Genomic DNA, 19,571 nt, shown 5'->3' on the forward strand with positions numbered 1-19,571 from the left:
TTCAGTCCGGCCGAGCGCCGCTCGCTGCGCAAGGTGAGAGCGCGGCCGTGCATGGAAATGTTGCAATGGACGGTATCAGATCCTCGGCCACGTCGCAGGTCGCGGCGATGTTGTGGTCGGCCCTAACGCATGGATTGCAGGTCCAACGGCGCCATCGCGCATCGAAGGAATTGCTCTTGAATGGCAGGAGAAGCCGGCGCATCTCGATATTCGCTATGCGGTCCAATTCCCCATTGGCCAGGCGGGGAGCGGCAAAATGGTGTCGCTCGGGACATATGCGGGCACTCGTGGACGAGCCTTACCGATTACAGGGGTCGTGCTGCAAATCAGTGGCGCCGGGGGATTCGAGTTCGTGGCGGAAGCGACGTTCTTGAACGCGCCGACCCTGCGCGCCCGCGGTAAACGCGTCGTTCTGTCGGGCCCGACCAGCCGCGAGCCTTTGGTTGGCATTCGCATCGGCGTCAACCAGTTAGCAGCCCCGGACAATGTCATCGTTCCCGCACAACCGTCACGAAAGCCGGTCGGCTCCAGCCGCGTCCGCGTCTTCCGCAGCCGGGCGCGCCAAGAGAGCTCGATCGGCTAGGGCAATTCGAAAATGGAGCCGCGTAGCGTGGGTGAGCGACCGGGTGGGCGGGACCTCAAGCGCAAGATTCTCGATGCTTCCTTCCTTATCGGGCCTCACGCGCATATTGCGCTCGAGCGCCTCGCAGCTGAGGCGTTGACCAGGCGGGAGTTCGCGACGGCGCTCAAATACGCCGATCGACGCATTCGAGTTTCGCCTCCACCAGCAGCTCACTGCTTCGTTCTCCGGGCGGAAGCTGCTTGGGGGCTCGGACTTACCGAAGCTGCGCTGTCGGATCTTGCGCGGGCGCGTCTTGTCGATCCTTTTGATGTCGGCGCCAACCGCCGGATGCTGGCGTGGGCTGCAGACGAACGGCGACTGGCCGCAGCCGCTCAACTAATATGCCGCGAAGGCAGCCCGGCCATCCTTCGAGCTGCCATCGCGGAGCTGCGGCGAGCTGGGGACGGTCATTGGGCGGCCTGCTCTGTGTTCGACAATCACGTGACGGGCTGGATCGCCTGGACCAACGCCCTTTTCGTCGAAGTGAGCCTCGCAACCGAAGACGGCACGCTGACGAGCATTCTCGAACCCAATCCGTTTCACGCGCTGGCGAGCGCAGATGTGCAGGCAACAACCTTCTTGGTTCGGCGGCCACCGTCCACTACAGCTCAAATCGTTACGCTGAGATGCGGCGAAGACGTCGTCCAGGTTCGACGCGTGGCGCCTAACCTCACTTCGACGATGAACCTCCGAGCCGCTCGCGATCCTTCCGTTGGGATAGGCCCGAACGTCGACCTGCCGACCGTTATCGTCCCCGTCTATGCAGATGCGCGGGCAACGATCGAATGCTTCGAGAGCCTCGACAAGGCAAGACGTCCACAAGGAACTGGTAAGGACGCCTTTCAGGTTCTCGCCATCGACGATGCCAGCCCGGAAGTGGAGCTGCAGCGCCATATGAGCGAGCTTGCGACGGCAGGCAAGATCCGTCTCCTCGTAAACCCGGTCAATCTCGGCTTTGTCGGCGCGATCAATCGGGCGCTGAACGAGATCCAGAGGGGCGACGTAGTACTGCTCAACTCCGACACGCTCGTTCCGCCCGGCTTCGTCGGTCGGTTAGCCGACGTGGCATATTCGGCGCCAAACATCGGAACCGTCACACCACTTTCCAACAACGGCGACATCTTTTCCTTTCCAACGCCGAACGACGTTAATCCTATGCCGCGCTATGACGAGATTGTCGCAATCGATCGCGTCGCCAGCGCAGCTAATGCGGGGAAAGCGATCGATGTGGCAAGCGGCATCGGATTCTGCGTCTTTATTACACGAGCCTGCCTTGACAGTGTGGGCGAGCTCTCGGACAATTTCGAGCGCGGTTATCTCGAGGATGTCGATCTCTGCCTCCGCGCGCGGGCCAAGGGCTTTCGCAATGTTTGCGCGCCGTCGGTCTATGTCGGACATCACGGCTCGAAGTCCTTTCAAGAGGAGAAGCGAGGCCTCGTGCTTCGCAATCTCGGCATTTTGGACCAGCGATTCCCGAACTACCGGGAGGAATGCCGCGCCTTTGAAATCGCCGATCCGTTACGGCCGGCGCGCGCCGCGCTCGAGCGTGCGCTGCCATGGCTGGCTGAGCCGTCGGTGCTGGTTCTCGCTGGCGAGCGAACCTTCCCTGCCGTAACCGACGCGCGGATACGCCATCTCCGCCTACATGGCGAGCGCACGGTCCTGCTCTTGCGGGAGGACAACGTCCTTCGTCTTCGGGCTACCGACGGAGGTTTGCCGCAGGCCATGCGTTTGAGGCTCGACACGGAGGCAAATCTCGGCAGCGCCCGCGACATCCTGGCACGGCTATCCCCATCGCGTGTCGAGATCCTCGAGCCAAACCCGCTGCCGCGGCTCATCGAGCTGATCCGGTGCCTCGATCTTCCGATCGATCGCTGGCTGATATCGGAGAGCGTTGGCGAGATTGCTTCCCTGCCCTCCGGCACGACTCCGCTTCTCGTTCCCAGCAAAGCGGCCAAGGCCTATGCACAAAACAGGTGGCCCGATCGCAAGATCGTGCTGCATGACTGGCCCATATGTTCCCTGACCCTGCCGCCGATCTCCGCCAATGATAGATCCCTCGTCATCGTTCCCTCGACGCCAACGCCCGCATCCCTGCGCATAATACAAACATTGGCCGATCGTCTGTGGCGGCGCGAACCGGCGCTGCCGATCGTCATCGCCGGGACCACCTGCGGCGATGATCGCCTGATGTCACGGCCCAACATCTTCATCACGGGCGCGGTTGCGGCGGATGAGCTGAGCGACGTCCTAACACCGCATAATCCGGGCTGGATCCTCACCGATTTTGAGCAGCCCGTCTTCGGCCATCCTCTCGTCGAGACCGCCAGACAGGCGATAAGGCCGGTCGCCTACTGCGACTGGTCCGGCGGCGCGCTGAAGCCCCGCAAAGGAGACCTTGCCATTTCTGCCATTGTGAATGCGGCAGGGCTTGCCGATCTCGTGGTCGACTGGGTCACGCGGCCCTAAGCATGTCGCGTCTCTCCCGCCACCGATCCGAACCGTCGATCAGACCAACGCTCGTCAGCCGGCTCGAGCTCGCGCGCGATGGGACACTGTCCGGCTTCGTCTACGACGCCCAGGCGCCGGAGCGCCGCTATAGCGTCGAGATTTTGCTCGACGGTCTGGTGTTCAGCACAGCCTATGCCGACGCCTTCGTTCCCGCGCTTGCTGAACAAGAGCTCCAGGCGAGTTGCGGATTCGCAATCACGATCGAGCCCGATCTGCTGCGCGCCGCACGCACCCTCGAGGCCCGCCTCGCCAATCTCGGCACGCCCGTCGGCCAACCGGTCGATTTGGAGAACGAGTACGCAAATCGCGCCGATCTGCGCAAGACGTGCGAGTTGCGCTGGCTCGGCGGACTGCATTTCCAGGGCTGGATCGATAGCGAATCCGCCCTCTTTCTGGAGGCAATCGTCGACGGAGAGGGCGTCGCCCAGGTTCACGCAACAGCCTGGACGCTTGTTGGCGACTCTGCGGCACACCGGAATGCGCGCGCCTTTGATTTCCACGTCCCGCAACGCTTTGCCGACGGGCGCGTTCACCGCGTTTCCTTGCGCAGGGAGGACCGTGAGCCAATTCCGGCGACAGCCGTCTTTGTCGCCTTTCCCGACGGCCTTGCCGGATTGATCGACGCGCTCGGCGGCTACGGTGCCGAGCGCTTGCGCGGCAAACTGTATGATCAACTGATTCCTGCCTCGCTTCCGCTCTCCGACTACGTGAATTGGTGCGATCGCTTCCCGCTGCCGGTGCCGCGAGCAAGCGGCCTTTCGCTCGCGGTCGTCATCGCCGGCGCCCCCGGCGCAGAGCAAACGCTCGCTGCACTGGAGACCCAGACCCACGAGAGCTGGACGGCAGGCGTGATCGACGGGGAGCTACTCTCCGTCGACAGCGACGCTCTGTTGGAGTTTCTGGACGGCGCCGCATCCGATTCACATCACGTCGTCATCGCGATGGCGGGTGTGGTGCTCGAGCCGAATGCCCTGGCCCGCATCGCCGCCGCATTCGAGGCCTATCCGGATGCGATCGCCTTGTATGGCGACCTCGATTTTCTTGCCGAGGATGGCCGGCTCTGGCCGCTGGCCTTTCCCGCATTCGACTACGAAAGAATGCTGGAGCAAGGCTATTGTGCGCATCTGTTTGCTGTTCGACGCGACGCCCTGCTCGCCGGCCTTGAGGCCCGCCCCGACAATCTCTACCGCCTCTTCAACTGCCTGCTCGATCACGCTGGTCCACGTGAGAACAACATCCTTCATTTACCGGGAGCACTGGCGACGCTCCCTGGACTCGATCGAACGAATGCCAGCCATCAGCTTGCCGCGGCGACCCAAATGCACCTCGACGCACGTGCCGTCAGTGCCGACGTAACCCCGCAACAAGTTAACTTCTTTCCTGCGGTTCGAATTGGTCGAGCGATTCCACGCCAGCGCGTGACAGTGATCATCCCGACCCGCGACCGTCTACCGCTCTTGCGGACCTGCCTCGACAGCATCGCGCCGGCGGTCGAGTGCTGCCGCGCAGATATTCTCGTCGTCGACAATGACAGTGTCGACCCAAAGACCATCGCCTACCTTGCAAGCATGGCGCGACGCGGCGTGCGGACTTTGAAGGTCGAAGGTCCCTTCAACTTCGCAAGGCTGAACAATCAAGCCGCAGCAACACTCGAGAGTGATGTGCTCTGTCTCCTCAACAACGACATCGAGGCGAGCTCCGATGACTGGCTTGAGGAGATGCTGACGCGGCTCGCCGAGCCTGATGTCGGCGCGGTCGGCGCGCTCCTGACCTGGCCCGGCGGCGTCGTTCAGCATGGCGGTGTCGTCCTGGGAATGAATTTCGCGGCGACCCACGCCTTTACCGACAGATTCGGTGATGATCCCGGGTTTCTCGATCAGCTCCTGGTGGCACACGAATGCAGCGCCGTGACTGCGGCCTGCCTAACAACCAGACGCAGCGACTATCTTGCCGTTGGCGGGATGGACGAATCGCGCTTTGCGGTCGCCTTCAACGATGTCGACTATTGCTTACGGCTGCGCCAGGCAGGCAAGCGCATCGTTTTCACGCCGCATGCGAAGCTGGTTCACGCCGAATCTGCCAGCCGCGGCGCGGATGACCGCGCCGACCGGCGCGGCCGGTTCGAACGCGAACTCAATCTGCTTCGGGCGCGCTGGGGTGAATGGCTCAACGAGGACCCGACCTACAATCCGCAGCTCTCGCGCGATGGGATTCCCTACAGCGGCCTCGCCTGGCCGCCTGGGCCACGCGCCCCTCGCTACAATCATCTCGAACGGGCGCGCGACGTGCCGTTGGGGTTCTGAGGCGGCGCCTTATCGTCCTTCAGGCCGCCGCGCGCCCCCTTTGCTCGATCCGCCGTTCAATCACGAATAGGCTCGCTGCTGGAGCGGGTGCGCCGGCTCGGCGCGTGCTGCTTCTTCCTGCAACGCAACGAAATCGTCGAGCTCGACCGATAACGCCTCCTGCCAATTCGGCGTAGTCACTCCAAACTGTCTCTTCAGGCGCGACAGGTCGAGCCGCGAATTGCCGGGGCGCATCGCCTTGGTCGGGAAATCGGCCGTGGCGATCGGAATGACGCTTTCCACCTCGAGCCTTAGGCCGCGCGACCTAAGACCGGCCACGATCGCGCTCGCAAAGCCATGCCAACTGGTCTCGCCGGCGCAGACAAGATTGACAACGCAGCCTTTGCGCGCAAAGAACTCATTCAAATTCGACAGATTAGGCAGCACGATATCGGTAATGGCGTTGGCAATCGTTCTCGCCGTCGTCGGCGCCCCGATCTGGTCAGCAACGATGCGCAGCTCTTTGCGCTCCGCCGCAAGTCGCGCGATCGTGCGCAGGAAGTTGGCGCCCTTGGCGGCGTAGACCCAGGAGGTACGTGCGATCAGATGCGGACCACCTGCTGCGCGAATGGCGGTGTCACCGGCGAGCTTGCTCGCGCCGTAGACCGACAACGGCCCCGTTGGACTATCCTCGCGCCATGGCGCCCTCCCGGAGCCGTCGAAGACATAGTCTGTGGAAAAATGGACCAGCGGCACGCGACGTTTCGCGGCCCATTGGGCGATCACCTCGGGTCCCCCGGCATTGATGCGGAATGCGAGCTCGCGCTCGTCCTCGGCGCGGTCCACGGCGGTATAGGCCGCAGGGTTGATGATGAGATCCGGCTGGAACGTGTCAAGCGCCCCGACGAGACTGTCAGGCTTCGACAGGTCGAACTCATTGATGTTAGGCGCGATGATTGTGCCGAGCCCAGCCAGGAGTGGTTGCAGTGCGCCTCCGACCTGCCCGCCGTTCCCCGTCAACAGTATCCGCATCAGATTTGCCCATACACTGGAAGGCTTTTCGAGTCGGCAAGCAGCGGCGCGTCCGCGTCCTTGGCCGAGAGCGACGGCTTTTCGATACCCCAGTTGATGCCGATCGTCGGGTCGTCCCAGCGGATCGAGATCTCGTTCTTCGGACTATAGAAATTATCGCATTTGTAGAAAAAGTCCGCGGTCTCTGAGAGCACCAGGAAACCATGCGCGAATCCGCGCGGAACCCATAGCTGCCGTCGGTTCTCCTCGCTCAACTCGACGGCAACGTGACGTCCGAAATTCGGGCTTCCGACGCGGATGTCGACGGCGACGTCGAGCACTTTGCCCCGCAGCACGGCGACCAATTTGCCCTGGGTGAGGGGATTTTGCAGATGCAGACCCCGCAGCACACCGTAGCGCGAGCGGGACATGTTGTCTTGCACGAAGGGCCGCGTGATACCGTATTCGATGTAGCGGGAAAATTGATAGCTCTCGACGAAGAAGCCGCGCTCGTCGCCGAAGAACTTGGGCTCGATGATGAGGACTTCGGGAAGCTCAGTCCGGATCACATTCATTTTGAAGCACATTGAATGCCGACCCGACGCCGATCTCTTGGCGTCGTCACTAACTTGTGCTCTTCACATTATATGGTATGCTTGTGATAAGTAAACTGTGAGGAGCAATGAAAGGCATCATTCTCGCAGGCGGCACCGGCTCTCGCCTCTATCCCGTGACGACCGTCGTATCGAAGCAACTTCTGCCGGTCTTCGACAAACCCATGATCTACTATCCGCTCTCGACGCTAATGCTCGGCGGAATCAGGGAAATTTTGATCATCTCGACGCCGCAGGATACGGCGCTTTTTGAGCGCCTGCTCGGCGATGGCAGCGAAATCGGCCTGCGTTTCTCCTACGCCACGCAGGAGACACCGCGGGGGCTTGCCGACGCGTTCATCGTCGGACGGGACTTTATCGGCGACGATCCGGTCGTCCTAGTGTTAGGTGATAACATTTTCTACGGGCACAGCCTGCCAGGAATGTTAACAAAGGCGTCTCTGCGCAATAAGGGCGCCACCATCTTTGGTTATGTCGTCAACTCGCCCGAGCAATATGGCGTGGTCGAGCTCGATCAGGCCGGCCGCGCGCTTTCGATCGAGGAGAAGCCGAAACAGCCGAAGTCCAACGTCGCGGTCACCGGGCTGTATTTCTACGACAACGACGTCGTCGACATCGCCGCGCGGATCAAGCCGTCGGCACGTGGCGAGATCGAGATTACTGATGTCAACAAGGCCTATATGGACCGGGGCGATCTCTATGTCGACGTGCTCGGTCGCGGCTTTGCCTGGCTCGACACCGGTACGCATTCCTCGCTGGTCGAAGCCAGCCATTTCGTCCAGATCCTCGAGCAACGCCAGGGCCTGCGCATCGCCTGCCCAGAGGAAATCGCATTGCGACAGGGCTACATCACGATTCAAGCGTTCGAGCGGGTGGCCGCTAAGACCGCGAAGAGCAGCTACGGCGAATATCTGCAGTCCGTTGCACGTGCGCACAGAGCGGCCTGATTCGCCGCACCGGAGGTGATTGATCATGCGTTTGAAGGGGGTGACCATCTTCTTGACGGGCGGGGCCGGCTTCATCGGCTCCGCGGTCGCGCGCCACCTCCTGCGCAACAGCCACGCACGCGTCGTCAACATCGACAAGCTCACCTACGCCGCGAACCTCGATTCCCTTCCTGGCGCGACCGAAAACCTCAACTACGCCTTCGAGCCGCAATGCATCTGCGACGCCCCGGGACTGCGCCGACTGTTCGAGCACTATCAGCCCGACGCGGTGTTGAATCTTGCGGCGGAGAGCCATGTCGACCGCTCGATCGATGGCCCCGGCGAATTCATCCAGACCAACATCGTCGGCACCTTCACGGTGCTCCAGGAGGCCCTACGCTACTGGAGGACGCTATCTGCGGACAAGCGGGGGCGGTTTCGTTTCCAGCATATATCTACGGATGAAGTGTTCGGCTCCCTTGGCAAGGACGGCTTCTTCACGGAGACCACGCCCTATTCGCCCAATTCACCCTATTCAGCGAGCAAAGCCTCATCAGATCACCTCGTCCGCGCGTGGCATGAGACCTACGAGCTCCCGACGCTCGTGACCAACTGCTCGAACAATTACGGCCCCTATCACTTTCCGGAGAAACTGATCCCCCACATAATCATCAAGGGCCTGGCCGATGAACAGCTTCCCGTCTACGGCGATGGGCAGAATGTCCGCGACTGGCTCTATGTCGAGGATCACGCCAGGGCCCTCACGCTGGTGCTCGAGCATGGCGTCGTCGGCGAGACCTACAACATCGGCGGCCGGAACGAGCGCACCAATCTCCATGTGGTCGAAAGCATCTGCGATCTCCTCGACGAGATCAGTCCAGGTCATGGCGGCTCCCGCCGCAATCTCATCACCTTCGTCGCCGACCGCCCCGGTCACGATCGACGCTACGCGATCGACGCCTCGAAGCTCGAACGCGACCTGGGGTGGCGCGCCGAGGAAAATTTCGAGACCGGCATTCGGAAGACCGTCCATTGGTACGTCGAGCAGCAGCGATGGTGGCGAGCGATCCTGGAGCGCGGATATCAGGCCAGGCGGGTCGGACTCACCCAGTAGGCCGGAGCGAGGCGGCCACCTGCCCCAAACAACGGCGTTCGCTCAATCGAGGAAGAGATGCACAACACCGAGATCAACAAGATATACGAGACCTATGCACCTCTTACCGACCAGGAATGGTGGTCAGACCTGGTCAGGAGCGTCAAAGAGCCTTCGATACGGGGCATCGCCTTTCCCTCATTTCCGTCAGCGGACCTGCAGCGCCATCTGCAAGGAAACTCCAACGAGATGGCGATCAGAGGCGCACTCAGTTTTCGCGAGCACTGTGTCGGCGTCTTGAACGCCAATGGCGCCTCCTTCTCCAAGGATAGCATCCTGATCGACTTTGGAACGGGCTGGGGCCGCATCGCGCGCGCTTTTATGAAGGATGTGCCTGCGGCGAATATCTATGCAGTTGAACCGTTCGACTTCATCGTCGAAGCGCGCAAGGCGAACAGCTATATCAGCTTCGTCAAGACCGACCCGTTGCCGGCGCTCCCGTTCCGCAACGGATTCGCGACCCACTTGGTTACGTGGTCGACCTTTTCGCACTTCAACCAGCACTATTTCGATCGGTGGATTTCCGAGATTGCACGCATTCTCAGACCAGGTGGCGTTTGCTTCATAACAACTCTCGGCGTTCGGTTCTTGGAGAACCTGAAGGACGCACACCGAAAGAAGATCGATGGTGAAGAGATACACTTCTGGATTGATCTCATTCTGAAGCGGCTCCCCTATAGCGCGATTGACACCGCAATAGCGGAGGTGAGGTCCGGAAAGTTCTTTTGGCTGCCCTCGGACTCAGTGGCGCGTAGCGAGTTTGCAGAATGCTTCGTTACGGACAAATATCTTTCCGATAAGTTCTCGGAACTATTCGCCGTCATCGACTATGCTGATCGCGGGCAGCTTGCCCAAGATTGCGTAGCGCTGAGACGAAAGTGAGCCGTTGTGCCGCAGCTCTCAAAAGACGTTTTCGAGGGAGACGACGGCCATCTTTTCCTAGTTGGTGGCAGCAACGACGTCGCGCGTCTTTTCTCCGAATCTGACCACAATCTCAAATTGATCTGTTCTGCATGGACGGCTCTGCTGGCCAGCAGGAAGAAAACTGCCACGGATAAAGGGGTCAAATATCTTCACTGCTTCGTTCCGGACAAGCTCTCGATACTCAGGGCGAAGGCGCTCGCCATCACCTCTCAAATGCGATTTCCCGCCGAAATCCTGGAAGAGAGCGACAACGCCGCCCTACGCGGGATCTTGGTGCCGTTAACCAAGTATCTCAGAAAGCAGGCAGGCAACTACGAAGTATTCCATCGAACCGATACTCATTGGACAGTGGAGGGCTGCTTCAGCGCCTATCAGATGCTGTGTTCCTACATGACTATACCGCAAAAGACAGATCTGATCATGCGGAACGCACCGGCCCGCGAGGGTAGCTGGGACCTCGGCTCTAAGGTGACGCCCAAACGCTTCGAGACGATCCGGTTCGGACGTTTTGGTATCGGCGCATCCCGGGTCGAGGCCAACGAGATCGTGACCGCGCGTGAAACCGGCCAAGAACCGAACGATCTGTTGCTGCACGTTGGATCGATCGTCGAATATCGCAATGAAGGGCGCCCTCTGGCGAGATTGCGGATTCTAGTGTTCGGTGATTCCTTTTTTGAGTATCGGCCTCATATGCTCACCGGAATGTTTGCCGAGACCGTCGACGCCGTGATGTTTGTCTGGTCGGCCGCCATCGACTGGAAACTGGTCGACGAATTCAAGCCGGATATTCTCCTGACAGAAATTGCGGAGCGATTTGTTCGCGTCGTACCAACGGATGACGTCGACATTAGACGCCATGCGAGCAATAAACTTCAGTATATGTTGCGTTCGTAATCCGAACGAAGACCTTCATAACTTGACATGCGGAACCGCACATGCTCCCAACGTGGAACAAACTCCTGCGCTGTGAGTTCTTGCCCCCTCACATCTACGAGGAACGAACGGCAGCCGCATGGACGTCCTCCGATGAAAATGAATGGTGCCCCGCCATCCGGTCGCAACCGCAAATGTCAGCTATCTCGTACCTATCAGCGCGTCGGTCTCTTCTGCGAGGGCTTCTCGCCAGCCTTCTGCTTCCCATCCACAGTTACGCAAGAACTCGATGCCCGATCTTCGGAGCCATAAGGTGGGACGCACAATACTGCGACACGAGCGGGGAACCGTGTTTTGAAGAAGAAAAAGCTCTGAGTCCCCAAGGCTGGCACTTTCGCGCGCCGCTCCATAGCCGCCTGAGTGATTCCGAAACGTTGCGATTCCACGCTACTGAGGCCTCGTTCGACCAAGAGATACAGGTCGCTCATGCGGCCGGCCTCGGCTATTGGGCATATCTGGCGTACGGCAGCGATGGCAAACCTGACCTCGCGCACTCAATGATGCAGGGCCTGACGTACCATCGTCGAAGCGGCATTGCCGATCAGATGAACTACTGTCTAATAGCGACCTTGGACACGCTAGGTCGCGCTAACCGATTCAACGAAGCGACAAAGCGCATTCACGGTCTCTTTTCGGACCACAACTACCAGAGGACGCAGGACGGCAGGCCGCTTCTCTTCCTCTACTACCTCGATGCTCTATTGCCCTCATACTGGAATGGTTCGCTCGCCGAGCTTGGGAAATCGCTGTCTCACCTGCGAAATCAGACGACCTCTTCGGGAGGTAGACCCCCCTACATCGTACTTCTGCACACACCGCCTGCTACAGCTGAAACGATCCGAAAGCAGATAGGCGCCGATGCCGTTTCGGCATATGGGATAAATTTCGGGCCAAACAGGTCTGGCACTTATCTCGAGCTCCAACGACACGTGGAACAATATTGGGAAGATGAGTTGGCCCATACCTCAGGCAGTGTGGTGCCGACCGTCATGGTCGGCTGGGATTCGCGGCCGCGGAAGGAGACCCCTCCCGCTTATGATAAACGGGATTACACGCGCATCGACAAGAGCGCGCATGTCGCGACCGCAACCCCTAGCGAATTCTCTTTCGCCTGCCGACAGGCGTCGCGCTTTATGTCGAACCATCCGGACCGATGCCCCTATCAAATTGCGCTGATTTATTCATGGAATGAATACAGCGAAGGTGGAGCACTGGCTCCGACTTTGGGTGATCCGTCCGCCTCAATGTTGAGAACTGCGAGCGAGGTTCTGAAGGCCTGTCGCGCAGGAGGGGACTAAAGAAGTTCTGTGCGTCAAGTTCAGCAAAATTGATCATGGGGTCCGGCCGAGCCACCCCCTCGGAGCCGCCGTCGCTCGCTTGCCCAAAAGCGCAGCGCTGGCGAGCGACGGCGGCGGAGAGGGGTGGCGTGCATCCCCTTGGTGGGCCTGAGCATCGTCAGGCCGCCTGGCGTAAGGCCTCCTTCTTGTGCTCCTTGAGCAGGTCCATGTTCAGATAGCGATGATCCTCGAGCCAGGTCTCGTGACGCTCGGCGGTCAAGGCGCGCACCAGCCGCAAGCAGCTCTCGGCATTGGGGAAGATCCGCACCACATAAGTGCGCCGCCGGATCTCCTCGTTGAGACGCTCCAGCATGTTGGTCGATTTCATGTGCTTGCGGTGTGCCAGCGGCAGGCGGAAGTAGGTGAGCGTCTCCTCGATGTTCTCTTCCACCCAGCCGGTGAGCTTGGGGTACTTGCTACCCCATTTGGCGAACCAGGCAGCAAGATCGCGCCGGACCTCCGCGAGGTCGCGCCGGTCGTACATCCATCTGAGCTCCAGCAGGCAATCGTCATCGACCTTGCGGGGCACATAGTCGAGCGCATTCCTGAGGAAGTGCACATAGCAGCGCTGCCAGAACACGCCGGTGAGGACTTCGGGGATGGCCTTCTTCAGCCCGGGATGATCATCGGAGACCACGAACTCGACGCCGTGCAGGCCACGGGCCTTCAAGGCTTCCAAAAACTCCTTCCAGCTCGATCGGCTCTCCCGGTTGGCGAGCTCGACCGCGAGCACCTGGCGCCGGCCCTCCCAGTCGACCCCGATCGCGATCAGCACCGCCTGGCTCGCAATGATTCCATCCTCCCGGATCCGCTCGTAGCGGGCATCCAGGATCAGATAGGGAAACGGCTCCTTCAACTTGCGTTCGCAGAACGCCTTCAGCGAGACGTCCAGCCGCTTGTGGATGGCGCTGATCGCCGAGGCCGAGAAGGCATGACCCACCAGTTCCTCGGTGACCTGTTTCACCTTCCGCGTCGAGACGCCCTGCACATACATCTCGGCCAAGGCCGCAACCAGCGCCTTCTCCGACCGCTGGTAGCGCTCGAACAGCTCCGTCGAGAACCGCCCCTGCCGGTCCTGCGGCACCTTCAGCTCGATCTTGCCGACCCGGGTGATCAGTGAGCGGGGATAGTAGCCGGAGCGATAGCCAAGGCGCCCTTCGACACGCTCCCCTTTCTCCGCACCCAGCGTCTCCGTCATCTCAGCTTCGAGAATTTCCTGCACCGCACTCTGGATCAGCGGCCTCAGGAACTCCTTGTCCGACCTCAACAACTCTTTGACTGCAGAGACATCCGTCCTAATCTTCGTCACGGTCATGGCGGGTCCAAGCTCCTCTACGAGCGGTGATCTTCGCAATCACCGGACTTACCATGACCGCCTCAGCCTCTCAGCTTTTGCAGAACTTCCCGCACACTACCACTAAAGATCGCACGGGGCGCGCCAGGTCCACGACGACACCCGCGATCAGCTTCGGCTTTGCAAATCAGATTGTACGATAGCAATAACGCGGCAACGCGTCTATGTACCCGGCAAGGAATGGACGCGCTTACATGTCCGCTTCCGTCCCGGGATCTGCGGCTAGAGACGGTCAGTTCTTGACGATGAGTTTGTTGGCGGACAGAAATCGCGTGTATGCTGGATAGAGCCCTTGATAGCGTCGCGCGAGACTGCCGAGCCCGACGAGACTATAGAGTTGCTCCACATCAATTCCATCAAGATCAACGATGGACACGAATGGCATACCCAGGAACCGACACATATCCTCGGTCCTTGTATCGTGACAGATGACAAGAGCCGGAACGCCGCGTTGTAGAGCGATCATGCAGCCGTGGAAGCGACTCCCGAACACGAAATCATAGGTCTGAACGGCATCGAGCCAGTCATCCACGTCGAAAAAGACCTGCACGTGATCGGCCGCCCACTTCCGCACGTCGGCCTCCGGCGCGACGTTCGCCAAGAATGTTGAGATTTCCTTTAACGCTTCTTCAGCATTCCGCGCCTGTTTGTCTGCCAGCCTGATTTCCGCCTGCTCGCTTTGAGCAACGAAATCCGCTTTCCAGGATATTCCCGTGCCGTAGATTTCTCGCACGAGCCGAAGCATCCTTTCCTTGTCGAACGAATGACCGACGACGTCTCGCGACGCGTTGATGGAAAGGCGCTTGACCTCTTCAAAAGGCCGCCGGGGAATGTTCATGCCGTGAGGTCCTCCCATGTAGTAGGAAGGGCAGCCGGTCACAGTCACATTGTGCGCACCACGAAGCGCGAGAACTTCTTGCGTGTACGGGCCGCGGACGCCGATGCTCACCGCGCGTTCGGCAATAACTTTCACGAACCGCTCGGTGCCAGGCATCAAGCTTATGTTCGGATCGTAGTTGTTTGATTGAGCTCCGAGACCAACTACCGATACCGGCAAGTCGGCGCGCTCGATGTATTGCGCCATGCCACCCAAATCGAATTTTGGAAACAGAAAGTTGGCCGCCGCAACGACAATCATGTCGAAGCGCTCATGCACTGCCGTGGGATCGATACTGTGGTCCCACGAGAGGTCTTCGTAGACGATACGATCAAGCAGCCCGCGCGCAATCAACTGGTTCCCGGTATTGCCTCCGGTCTTCGCCAGTTTTGACATCGGATCTTCGCCAACTTCCGCAGAAAAGCTCGGCGTTGCCCCAAGTAGAAAAATGTTCACTGTGCTTCTCCGGAGGCGATATCGACCCTAAACCAATATTTCTCACCCATATTGCTCTTGACCACCATCATCCAAACAACTTTGCGGCCACAACAAGGATCGTCACGGTATCTTTATCCTACCTTCCCTTGATCGCTGATTTCCATTGCGCCGCCTCTCCCTCGTAGTCAGCCGCCGGCGATCGCCCTTCGCCGCCACCAATTGAAAGAAAATGCGCTTCCGCTGATTTCACCCGACCGTCTCTTACGGCTGCCGCGACGTCGGGGTATTTGCCGAGATACCATTCGGCATCCACGGCCGGCCCTCCTCCACGGCGGCCCTCAAAGTAGCCGAAGCCTATGTAGTGCATGTGTGCACTCTCGACCTCCCCACGAGAAACCGCTTTTGCGACGTCGGGATTGTCCCGCAAATAGCTGTCCTCGTCGAACTCGGCAGCGGCGATGGCGATCTGTAACAACAGCTTGAGTAAGCCTGCCGGCACCTTGACATGGCCGGATCCATCCAAAGCGGACTTGTCGAGGTTTAACGCGCTCATCAACGATTCAGCAGAAGGTACAAACATCAAGTCATCCAAAGAAGCCCCTTAGTTGCAGTCACCGCGATCACCTCTCGGCCGCAGCGCGCGCCGCAGCTTTTGCTGCCCGCTTCGGTTTCGCAGCGTCGGCGGCTGTCGCCAGCAATTGCGCCGAAACTTCCTGGAGATAGACCGTCTGGGCGCCGAGTTCCCGCTCTCCAAAGCCGAACCGCTCTCGAGCCAGGCGGTGTATGGTCTCGATCTCTTCGACGTGTTTTTGCGCTTTCAACGAATGGGTGACGCTCGCGGCGTGGCGGCGGTGAACGTTGAGAGGATCCGCGATATAGACGATTTTAGCGCCCGGCATCTCAAGAGCCTCGAGATAGAGCAGCCAATCGCCAGCCATCCGCAGCTCCTTAAGACGGTCACGGCAGGCATTGAGCGCGCGCAACAGCGCCTCTCGGCGCCACAGAACCGAGCTCACATTCAGAATCGTATTCCGGACGCCGAGGTAGCGGGCCACGAAGTCGCGACCATCGAACACATCGGTCCGCGACAATGCGCCTGGCTCGATTGTAGCGTAATAAGGCTTGTAGCTCGCATAGAGATGCGCCCCATCGGCATCGATGGATTTGGAGTCGGTGAAGCCGAGCGCGATATCGGGGTCACCGCTCATCAGTGCGAGCAGGCTGGAGATGAAGGTCGGCTCTGAGAGATCGTCGGCCTCGGCGATCCAAAGGAAGTCCCCCTTCGCCATCTCGGCAGCCTTGGCCCATTGCGCGAACACCGAGCCGGAATTCTGTTCATTGATCACAAGCGTAAGATCGCGCTGGCGCTGATCCGCAAGCTTCACGATGACGGAAATGCTGTCGTCGGATGAGCAGTCGTCGAGGACGATGACCTCCTCGACCGGATGGTTCTGGTCGAAAATGGTGTAAAGCCGCTCCGGCAGGCAGTGCGCGTAGTTGTAGTTCGGCACTGCAACCGACACGGTGGGTAGTGACGGAACGGCAAGCCGCAAGAGATCGCGGACATAATCCGAGAAAGCGAACTTGGTCTGAATGATTTCGGTCATGTGAGTACGCTCGGCGTCCGATGGCGTCCAGCGCAGAAAGTTCTCCACAGCCTGCGCCATCGCCGGCACATCACAATAGGGCACCACGCGGCCGATGTTCTCCGTGAGAAGGAAGCCCGGGATGCCGCCAGAGTTCTGGAATGCAACGACAGGCACGCCGACGCTTAGCGCCTCCAGCGCCACCGTCGGGAACGGATCCTCGCGCGAGGTCAGCGCGTAGACGTCGGACGCGGAATAGAGCGCCTGCATGTCCGAACGAGAGCCGGCGAGATGAAAGTGGCCCGTAGCCTCAGCCTGCCTGATCTCCGGTCCGAGCCATTCCAGGAGACCGGGATCGATGCCCCCGGCCCAACAGAAATGCACATTTCCATTGCGTCGTCGAACCAGATTCCAAACTTGCAAAAACAGGTCAAAGCCCTTGCGCAGATCGGCATAGCCGACGCCGAGCACCATCTTGTCGGCAGCTGCGATGCCAAATTCCTTGCGAACGAGCCCAGCTTCCGTCGGCGCTGGCTCGATCTGCTTGTAACTACCCTGCGCGCGAATGAGGAAACGCTCATCAGTCCTATCAAGCCCAAGCGCTTCGGCGAGCTTGTCGCGCACGAAATCCGAGGCGAACACCACACGATGCGCACTCTCAATCGCCGCGCGCGCGACCTCTTCCAGATGCTTCTCGTGCAGGATCCGCGGCAATTCGTGGACCAGGGAAACGGTCCGAAAACCCATTTCGACGAGGAATTTCGCGGCGCGCCCGCTCGCGGCCGTGTTGGCGATGGCCGCTGTAAAGCCCTTTTCCCGGAAGTGTCGTAGGATCGCAGGGATCTCGGAAGCCTGCTTGAGTACGGCGAGCGGCGCGACGGTGGCGTATTCGGCCTCCATCGCTCCGCCCTGAAGCAGGAGAAAGTCGATCTCGATATTAAAGGCGCTGCGCAGCGTCTTGCCGATGTTCAGCAAGAGATGCTGCGCGCCACTGGGAAACGCATCATGTCCGACCAGCAGAATCTTGGGCACTGACAGGTCGCGGGTCAGACCAGTGGCCGCGCGCGCGGTGGCATTTAGGTAAGCCGAACCGAAGTGGAGATCGGGCTCGAGATACGCGCCCTCGCACCATTCGTTCCAGGCATTGATACAGACGAACGATTCGCCGAAGAAGGTGTGGGTCTGCGCTTGCTCGACCAGCGCTGACAACCACGCCTCGTATTTTTGCGGAGTCGAGCCCTGGATCACCAGGCCCGCGCCTTGCCGGCGGGCATCGTTGTCCCAGCTCGGCACCACCGTCTTGATCAGCGGAAATTTCGGACGCGGCTCGTTAAGCGAATATTTTGCAACGTTGTCGTAACTGTAGATCTGCCCCGCATAGGTATCGTCCAGGATCTTAGCTTCGGAGTTCACCAGCGGCACGTGTTTGGTGAGCTTGTGCGGCGGAAATTCGATCACGCCGTCCATGCCGTTCGCGGTTGGATCGTAATCATCAAAACTCTGGCTCATGATGATAACTGGATCTTCGTTGAATCTCTTCGCGAAGATCGCGCGCCAGCGCGCGATGACGTTTGCCGTGTCCGGAATGAGGCGCGGCCGATAGATCATCAGGAGCGGACGACTCTGGACACGGATATAGCGTTTGTCCTTGAAGTGCCGATTGAAGTCCGACAACAGGCGCTCGTCATCGTCGGACAGGTAGTCCTGCGAAATCAGGACCTCGCCCTCCATGCCGTCCCATCGCCGCGTCCAGTTCTCGTTGGCCCACATCAAGCAGAACGGCATGTTGATATCGCGCGTCTTCAGGAATTGCTCAAGCGGCCTTTCCAAGAGGCGCTTGCCATTGAACCAATAGTAATAATAGACGAAGCCGTGGATGCCCGCCGCCTTGGCGAACTTCGCCTGCTTGCGCATGGTTTCGATGTCAGCGAGAGAGTAAAAACCTAGGTCGCGCGGAATCCGCGGCTGGTAGTGATCCTTGAACCGAGGTATGCCGCGCGCAATATTCGTCCATTCGGTGAAGCCGGTGCCCCACCATCTGTCGTTCTCAGGGAACGCGTGAAACTGCGTCAGATAATAGGCCAGCACCTTGGCGCGCGGCTTTGCGCCAGGCGGCAATGGACGCAGTTCCTCGAACAACGGGCTCGGACGGGTGAACCGCTTGATCTCGGCTGGAATGGTGGCTTCGTTCTCCGGAGGTGACGGATAGATGTCATCCTCGTGGCGATGCTCGAGATAGTGTAGAAGCGGATTCTGGTCCGTCTTCCCTTTGAAGTAGCGCTGAATGTAGAACTTGGTGTCGAAGTCCGCCGACGGGTTGCGCCCTTCCTTGTAACCATGAAAGATGAAGTGCTCGAACGGATCGACGCCGGCCGCGGCGACGTCCTGATAGTTCTGAAGATAGTATTGCGCGTCAAATTCCGGGATCGGGCTGAACGGGCCCAGTCGGTTCTTCAGATAGTGCGCGAGCGGGCTCTCGCCTTCTGGAATGCCGTACTTCTCGCGATACCAAGCCGGCTGAAAATAGGGGCTTGGCCGCCGCCCATCGCGCTCGCCGACCATCGCATAGTGCAGGAACGGATGCACATCCGTGTCCTGCACGTCGGGATAGGTCGTGACGTACCAAATCGGGTCGAAGATCGGATTTGGCTTACGACCTTCCCTGTAGCCATAGAGGAAGAAATGCTCGAACGGATCGGCGCCGACCGCGATCACGTCCGGATAACTCGCGGCGTAGAACTCCTCGTCGAACAGACCGAGGCCCTTGAGGGTGCGCGCGGCATCTCCAAGGGCGGTGGCCGGCGCTGGCTGCTCGACCTCGCGCGGCGGCTCCGTCTGTCTGCTCGCCGGTCCCTCGGTAGCGAGCTCCTTCGCGGAACTGTTTAGTTTTGTGGCGCCCGGCTCTGACCTGGATTGCAGCCTTGCAGCGGCGCTGCGCCTCGTCCGAGGTTCTCTTTGACCGGCGTTGCGCGCGAGCTTCGAAAGGAAATCAGCCATTGTTAC

13 protein-coding genes are annotated in these 19,571 nt (G+C 59.9%); 7 read left to right on the forward strand and 6 right to left on the reverse strand.

The window, feature by feature from the left end:
- The first annotated feature begins 112 nt into the window (after positions 1-112).
- The 3 genes from ACNJYB_RS37880 to ACNJYB_RS37890 are packed head-to-tail and all read left to right on the forward strand — an operon-like array spanning position 113 to position 5,436.
- Positions 113-583 (forward strand): hypothetical protein, encoded by a 471-nt coding sequence (locus ACNJYB_RS37880; RefSeq protein ID WP_439371688.1) that lies wholly within the window; start codon positions 113-115, stop codon positions 581-583.
- 27 nt (positions 584-610) lie between these two features.
- The gene (locus ACNJYB_RS37885) at positions 611-3,091 is read left to right on the forward strand and encodes a glycosyltransferase (RefSeq protein WP_439371689.1); all 2,481 of its coding nucleotides are present in this window, start codon (positions 611-613) and stop codon (positions 3,089-3,091) included.
- A gap of 2 nt (positions 3,092-3,093) precedes the next feature.
- Positions 3,094-5,436, forward strand: a complete 2,343-nt coding sequence (locus tag ACNJYB_RS37890) for a glycosyltransferase family 2 protein (protein WP_439371690.1) — start codon at positions 3,094-3,096, stop codon at positions 5,434-5,436.
- A 60-nt stretch (positions 5,437-5,496) separates the two neighbouring features.
- On the opposite strand, the gene rfbD is transcribed toward ACNJYB_RS37890, so the two are convergent.
- Together rfbD and rfbC are read right to left on the reverse strand one after the other, a co-directional pair.
- The gene (gene rfbD, locus ACNJYB_RS37895; RefSeq protein ID WP_439371691.1) at positions 5,497-6,447 is read right to left on the reverse strand and encodes a dTDP-4-dehydrorhamnose reductase; all 951 of its coding nucleotides are present in this window, start codon (positions 6,445-6,447) and stop codon (positions 5,497-5,499) included.
- A complete protein-coding gene (rfbC, locus tag ACNJYB_RS37900; protein ID WP_036031199.1) occupies positions 6,447-7,001 on the reverse strand; it encodes a dTDP-4-dehydrorhamnose 3,5-epimerase in 555 nt (184 codons plus the stop codon). Before rfbC ends, rfbD begins: the two co-directional genes overlap by 1 nt.
- A gap of 107 nt (positions 7,002-7,108) precedes the next feature.
- On the opposite strand from rfbC, the gene rfbA reads away from it, so the two are divergent.
- Genes rfbA through ACNJYB_RS37920 form a run of 4 tightly spaced genes read left to right on the forward strand, consistent with a single transcriptional unit; the run spans position 7,109 to position 10,937 of the window.
- Positions 7,109-7,987 carry a glucose-1-phosphate thymidylyltransferase RfbA gene (rfbA, locus tag ACNJYB_RS37905; RefSeq protein ID WP_439371692.1) on the forward strand — a complete coding sequence of 293 codons (879 nt, stop codon included), beginning with the start codon at positions 7,109-7,111 and terminating at the stop codon, positions 7,985-7,987.
- 25 nt (positions 7,988-8,012) lie between these two features.
- Positions 8,013-9,080 carry a dTDP-glucose 4,6-dehydratase gene (rfbB, locus tag ACNJYB_RS37910; protein ID WP_439371693.1) on the forward strand — a complete coding sequence of 356 codons (1,068 nt, stop codon included), beginning with the start codon at positions 8,013-8,015 and terminating at the stop codon, positions 9,078-9,080.
- 57 nt (positions 9,081-9,137) lie between these two features.
- On the forward strand, positions 9,138-10,001 hold the full coding sequence (locus tag ACNJYB_RS37915; RefSeq protein WP_439371694.1) for a class I SAM-dependent methyltransferase: 864 nt from the start codon (positions 9,138-9,140) through the stop codon (positions 9,999-10,001).
- 6 nt (positions 10,002-10,007) lie between these two features.
- The gene (locus ACNJYB_RS37920; protein ID WP_439371695.1) at positions 10,008-10,937 is read left to right on the forward strand and encodes an alginate O-acetyltransferase AlgX-related protein; all 930 of its coding nucleotides are present in this window, start codon (positions 10,008-10,010) and stop codon (positions 10,935-10,937) included.
- 1,494 nt (positions 10,938-12,431) lie between these two features.
- Here the strand turns inward: ACNJYB_RS37920 and ACNJYB_RS37925 are convergent.
- The 4 genes from ACNJYB_RS37925 to ACNJYB_RS37940 all read right to left on the reverse strand — a co-directional run bounded on the left by ACNJYB_RS37925 (position 12,432) and on the right by ACNJYB_RS37940 (position 19,565).
- Positions 12,432-13,628 (reverse strand): IS256 family transposase, encoded by a 1,197-nt coding sequence (locus ACNJYB_RS37925; RefSeq protein ID WP_439371696.1) that lies wholly within the window; start codon positions 13,626-13,628, stop codon positions 12,432-12,434.
- A gap of 271 nt (positions 13,629-13,899) precedes the next feature.
- On the reverse strand, positions 13,900-15,000 hold the full coding sequence (locus ACNJYB_RS37930) for a polysaccharide pyruvyl transferase family protein (protein WP_439371697.1): 1,101 nt from the start codon (positions 14,998-15,000) through the stop codon (positions 13,900-13,902).
- 118 nt (positions 15,001-15,118) lie between these two features.
- The gene (locus ACNJYB_RS37935; protein WP_183232425.1) at positions 15,119-15,562 is read right to left on the reverse strand and encodes a hypothetical protein; all 444 of its coding nucleotides are present in this window, start codon (positions 15,560-15,562) and stop codon (positions 15,119-15,121) included.
- 40 nt (positions 15,563-15,602) lie between these two features.
- The gene (locus tag ACNJYB_RS37940) at positions 15,603-19,565 is read right to left on the reverse strand and encodes a glycoside hydrolase family 99-like domain-containing protein (protein ID WP_439371698.1); all 3,963 of its coding nucleotides are present in this window, start codon (positions 19,563-19,565) and stop codon (positions 15,603-15,605) included.
- Between the last annotated feature and the right edge of the window lie 6 nt (positions 19,566-19,571).

The organism is Bradyrhizobium sp. SMVTL-02, assembly GCF_051853005.1.
Taxonomy (GTDB): Bacteria; Pseudomonadota; Alphaproteobacteria; order Rhizobiales; family Xanthobacteraceae; genus Bradyrhizobium.

Coding starts and splice junctions, on each gene's coding strand:
- rfbA (WP_439371692.1), top strand. CDS start 7,109: ATGAAAGGCATCATTCTCGCAGGCGGCACCGGCTCTCGCCTCTATCCC.
- ACNJYB_RS37915 (WP_439371694.1), top strand. CDS start 9,138: ATGCACAACACCGAGATCAACAAGATATACGAGACCTATGCACCTCTT.
- rfbC (WP_036031199.1), bottom strand. CDS start 7,001: ATGAATGTGATCCGGACTGAGCTTCCCGAAGTCCTCATCATCGAGCCC.
- ACNJYB_RS37890 (WP_439371690.1), top strand. CDS start 3,094: ATGTCGCGTCTCTCCCGCCACCGATCCGAACCGTCGATCAGACCAACG.
- rfbD (WP_439371691.1), bottom strand. CDS start 6,447: ATGCGGATACTGTTGACGGGGAACGGCGGGCAGGTCGGAGGCGCACTG.
- rfbB (WP_439371693.1), top strand. CDS start 8,013: ATGCGTTTGAAGGGGGTGACCATCTTCTTGACGGGCGGGGCCGGCTTC.
- ACNJYB_RS37935 (WP_183232425.1), bottom strand. CDS start 15,562: ATGTTTGTACCTTCTGCTGAATCGTTGATGAGCGCGTTAAACCTCGAC.
- ACNJYB_RS37940 (WP_439371698.1), bottom strand. CDS start 19,565: ATGGCTGATTTCCTTTCGAAGCTCGCGCGCAACGCCGGTCAAAGAGAA.
- ACNJYB_RS37925 (WP_439371696.1), bottom strand. CDS start 13,628: ATGACCGTGACGAAGATTAGGACGGATGTCTCTGCAGTCAAAGAGTTG.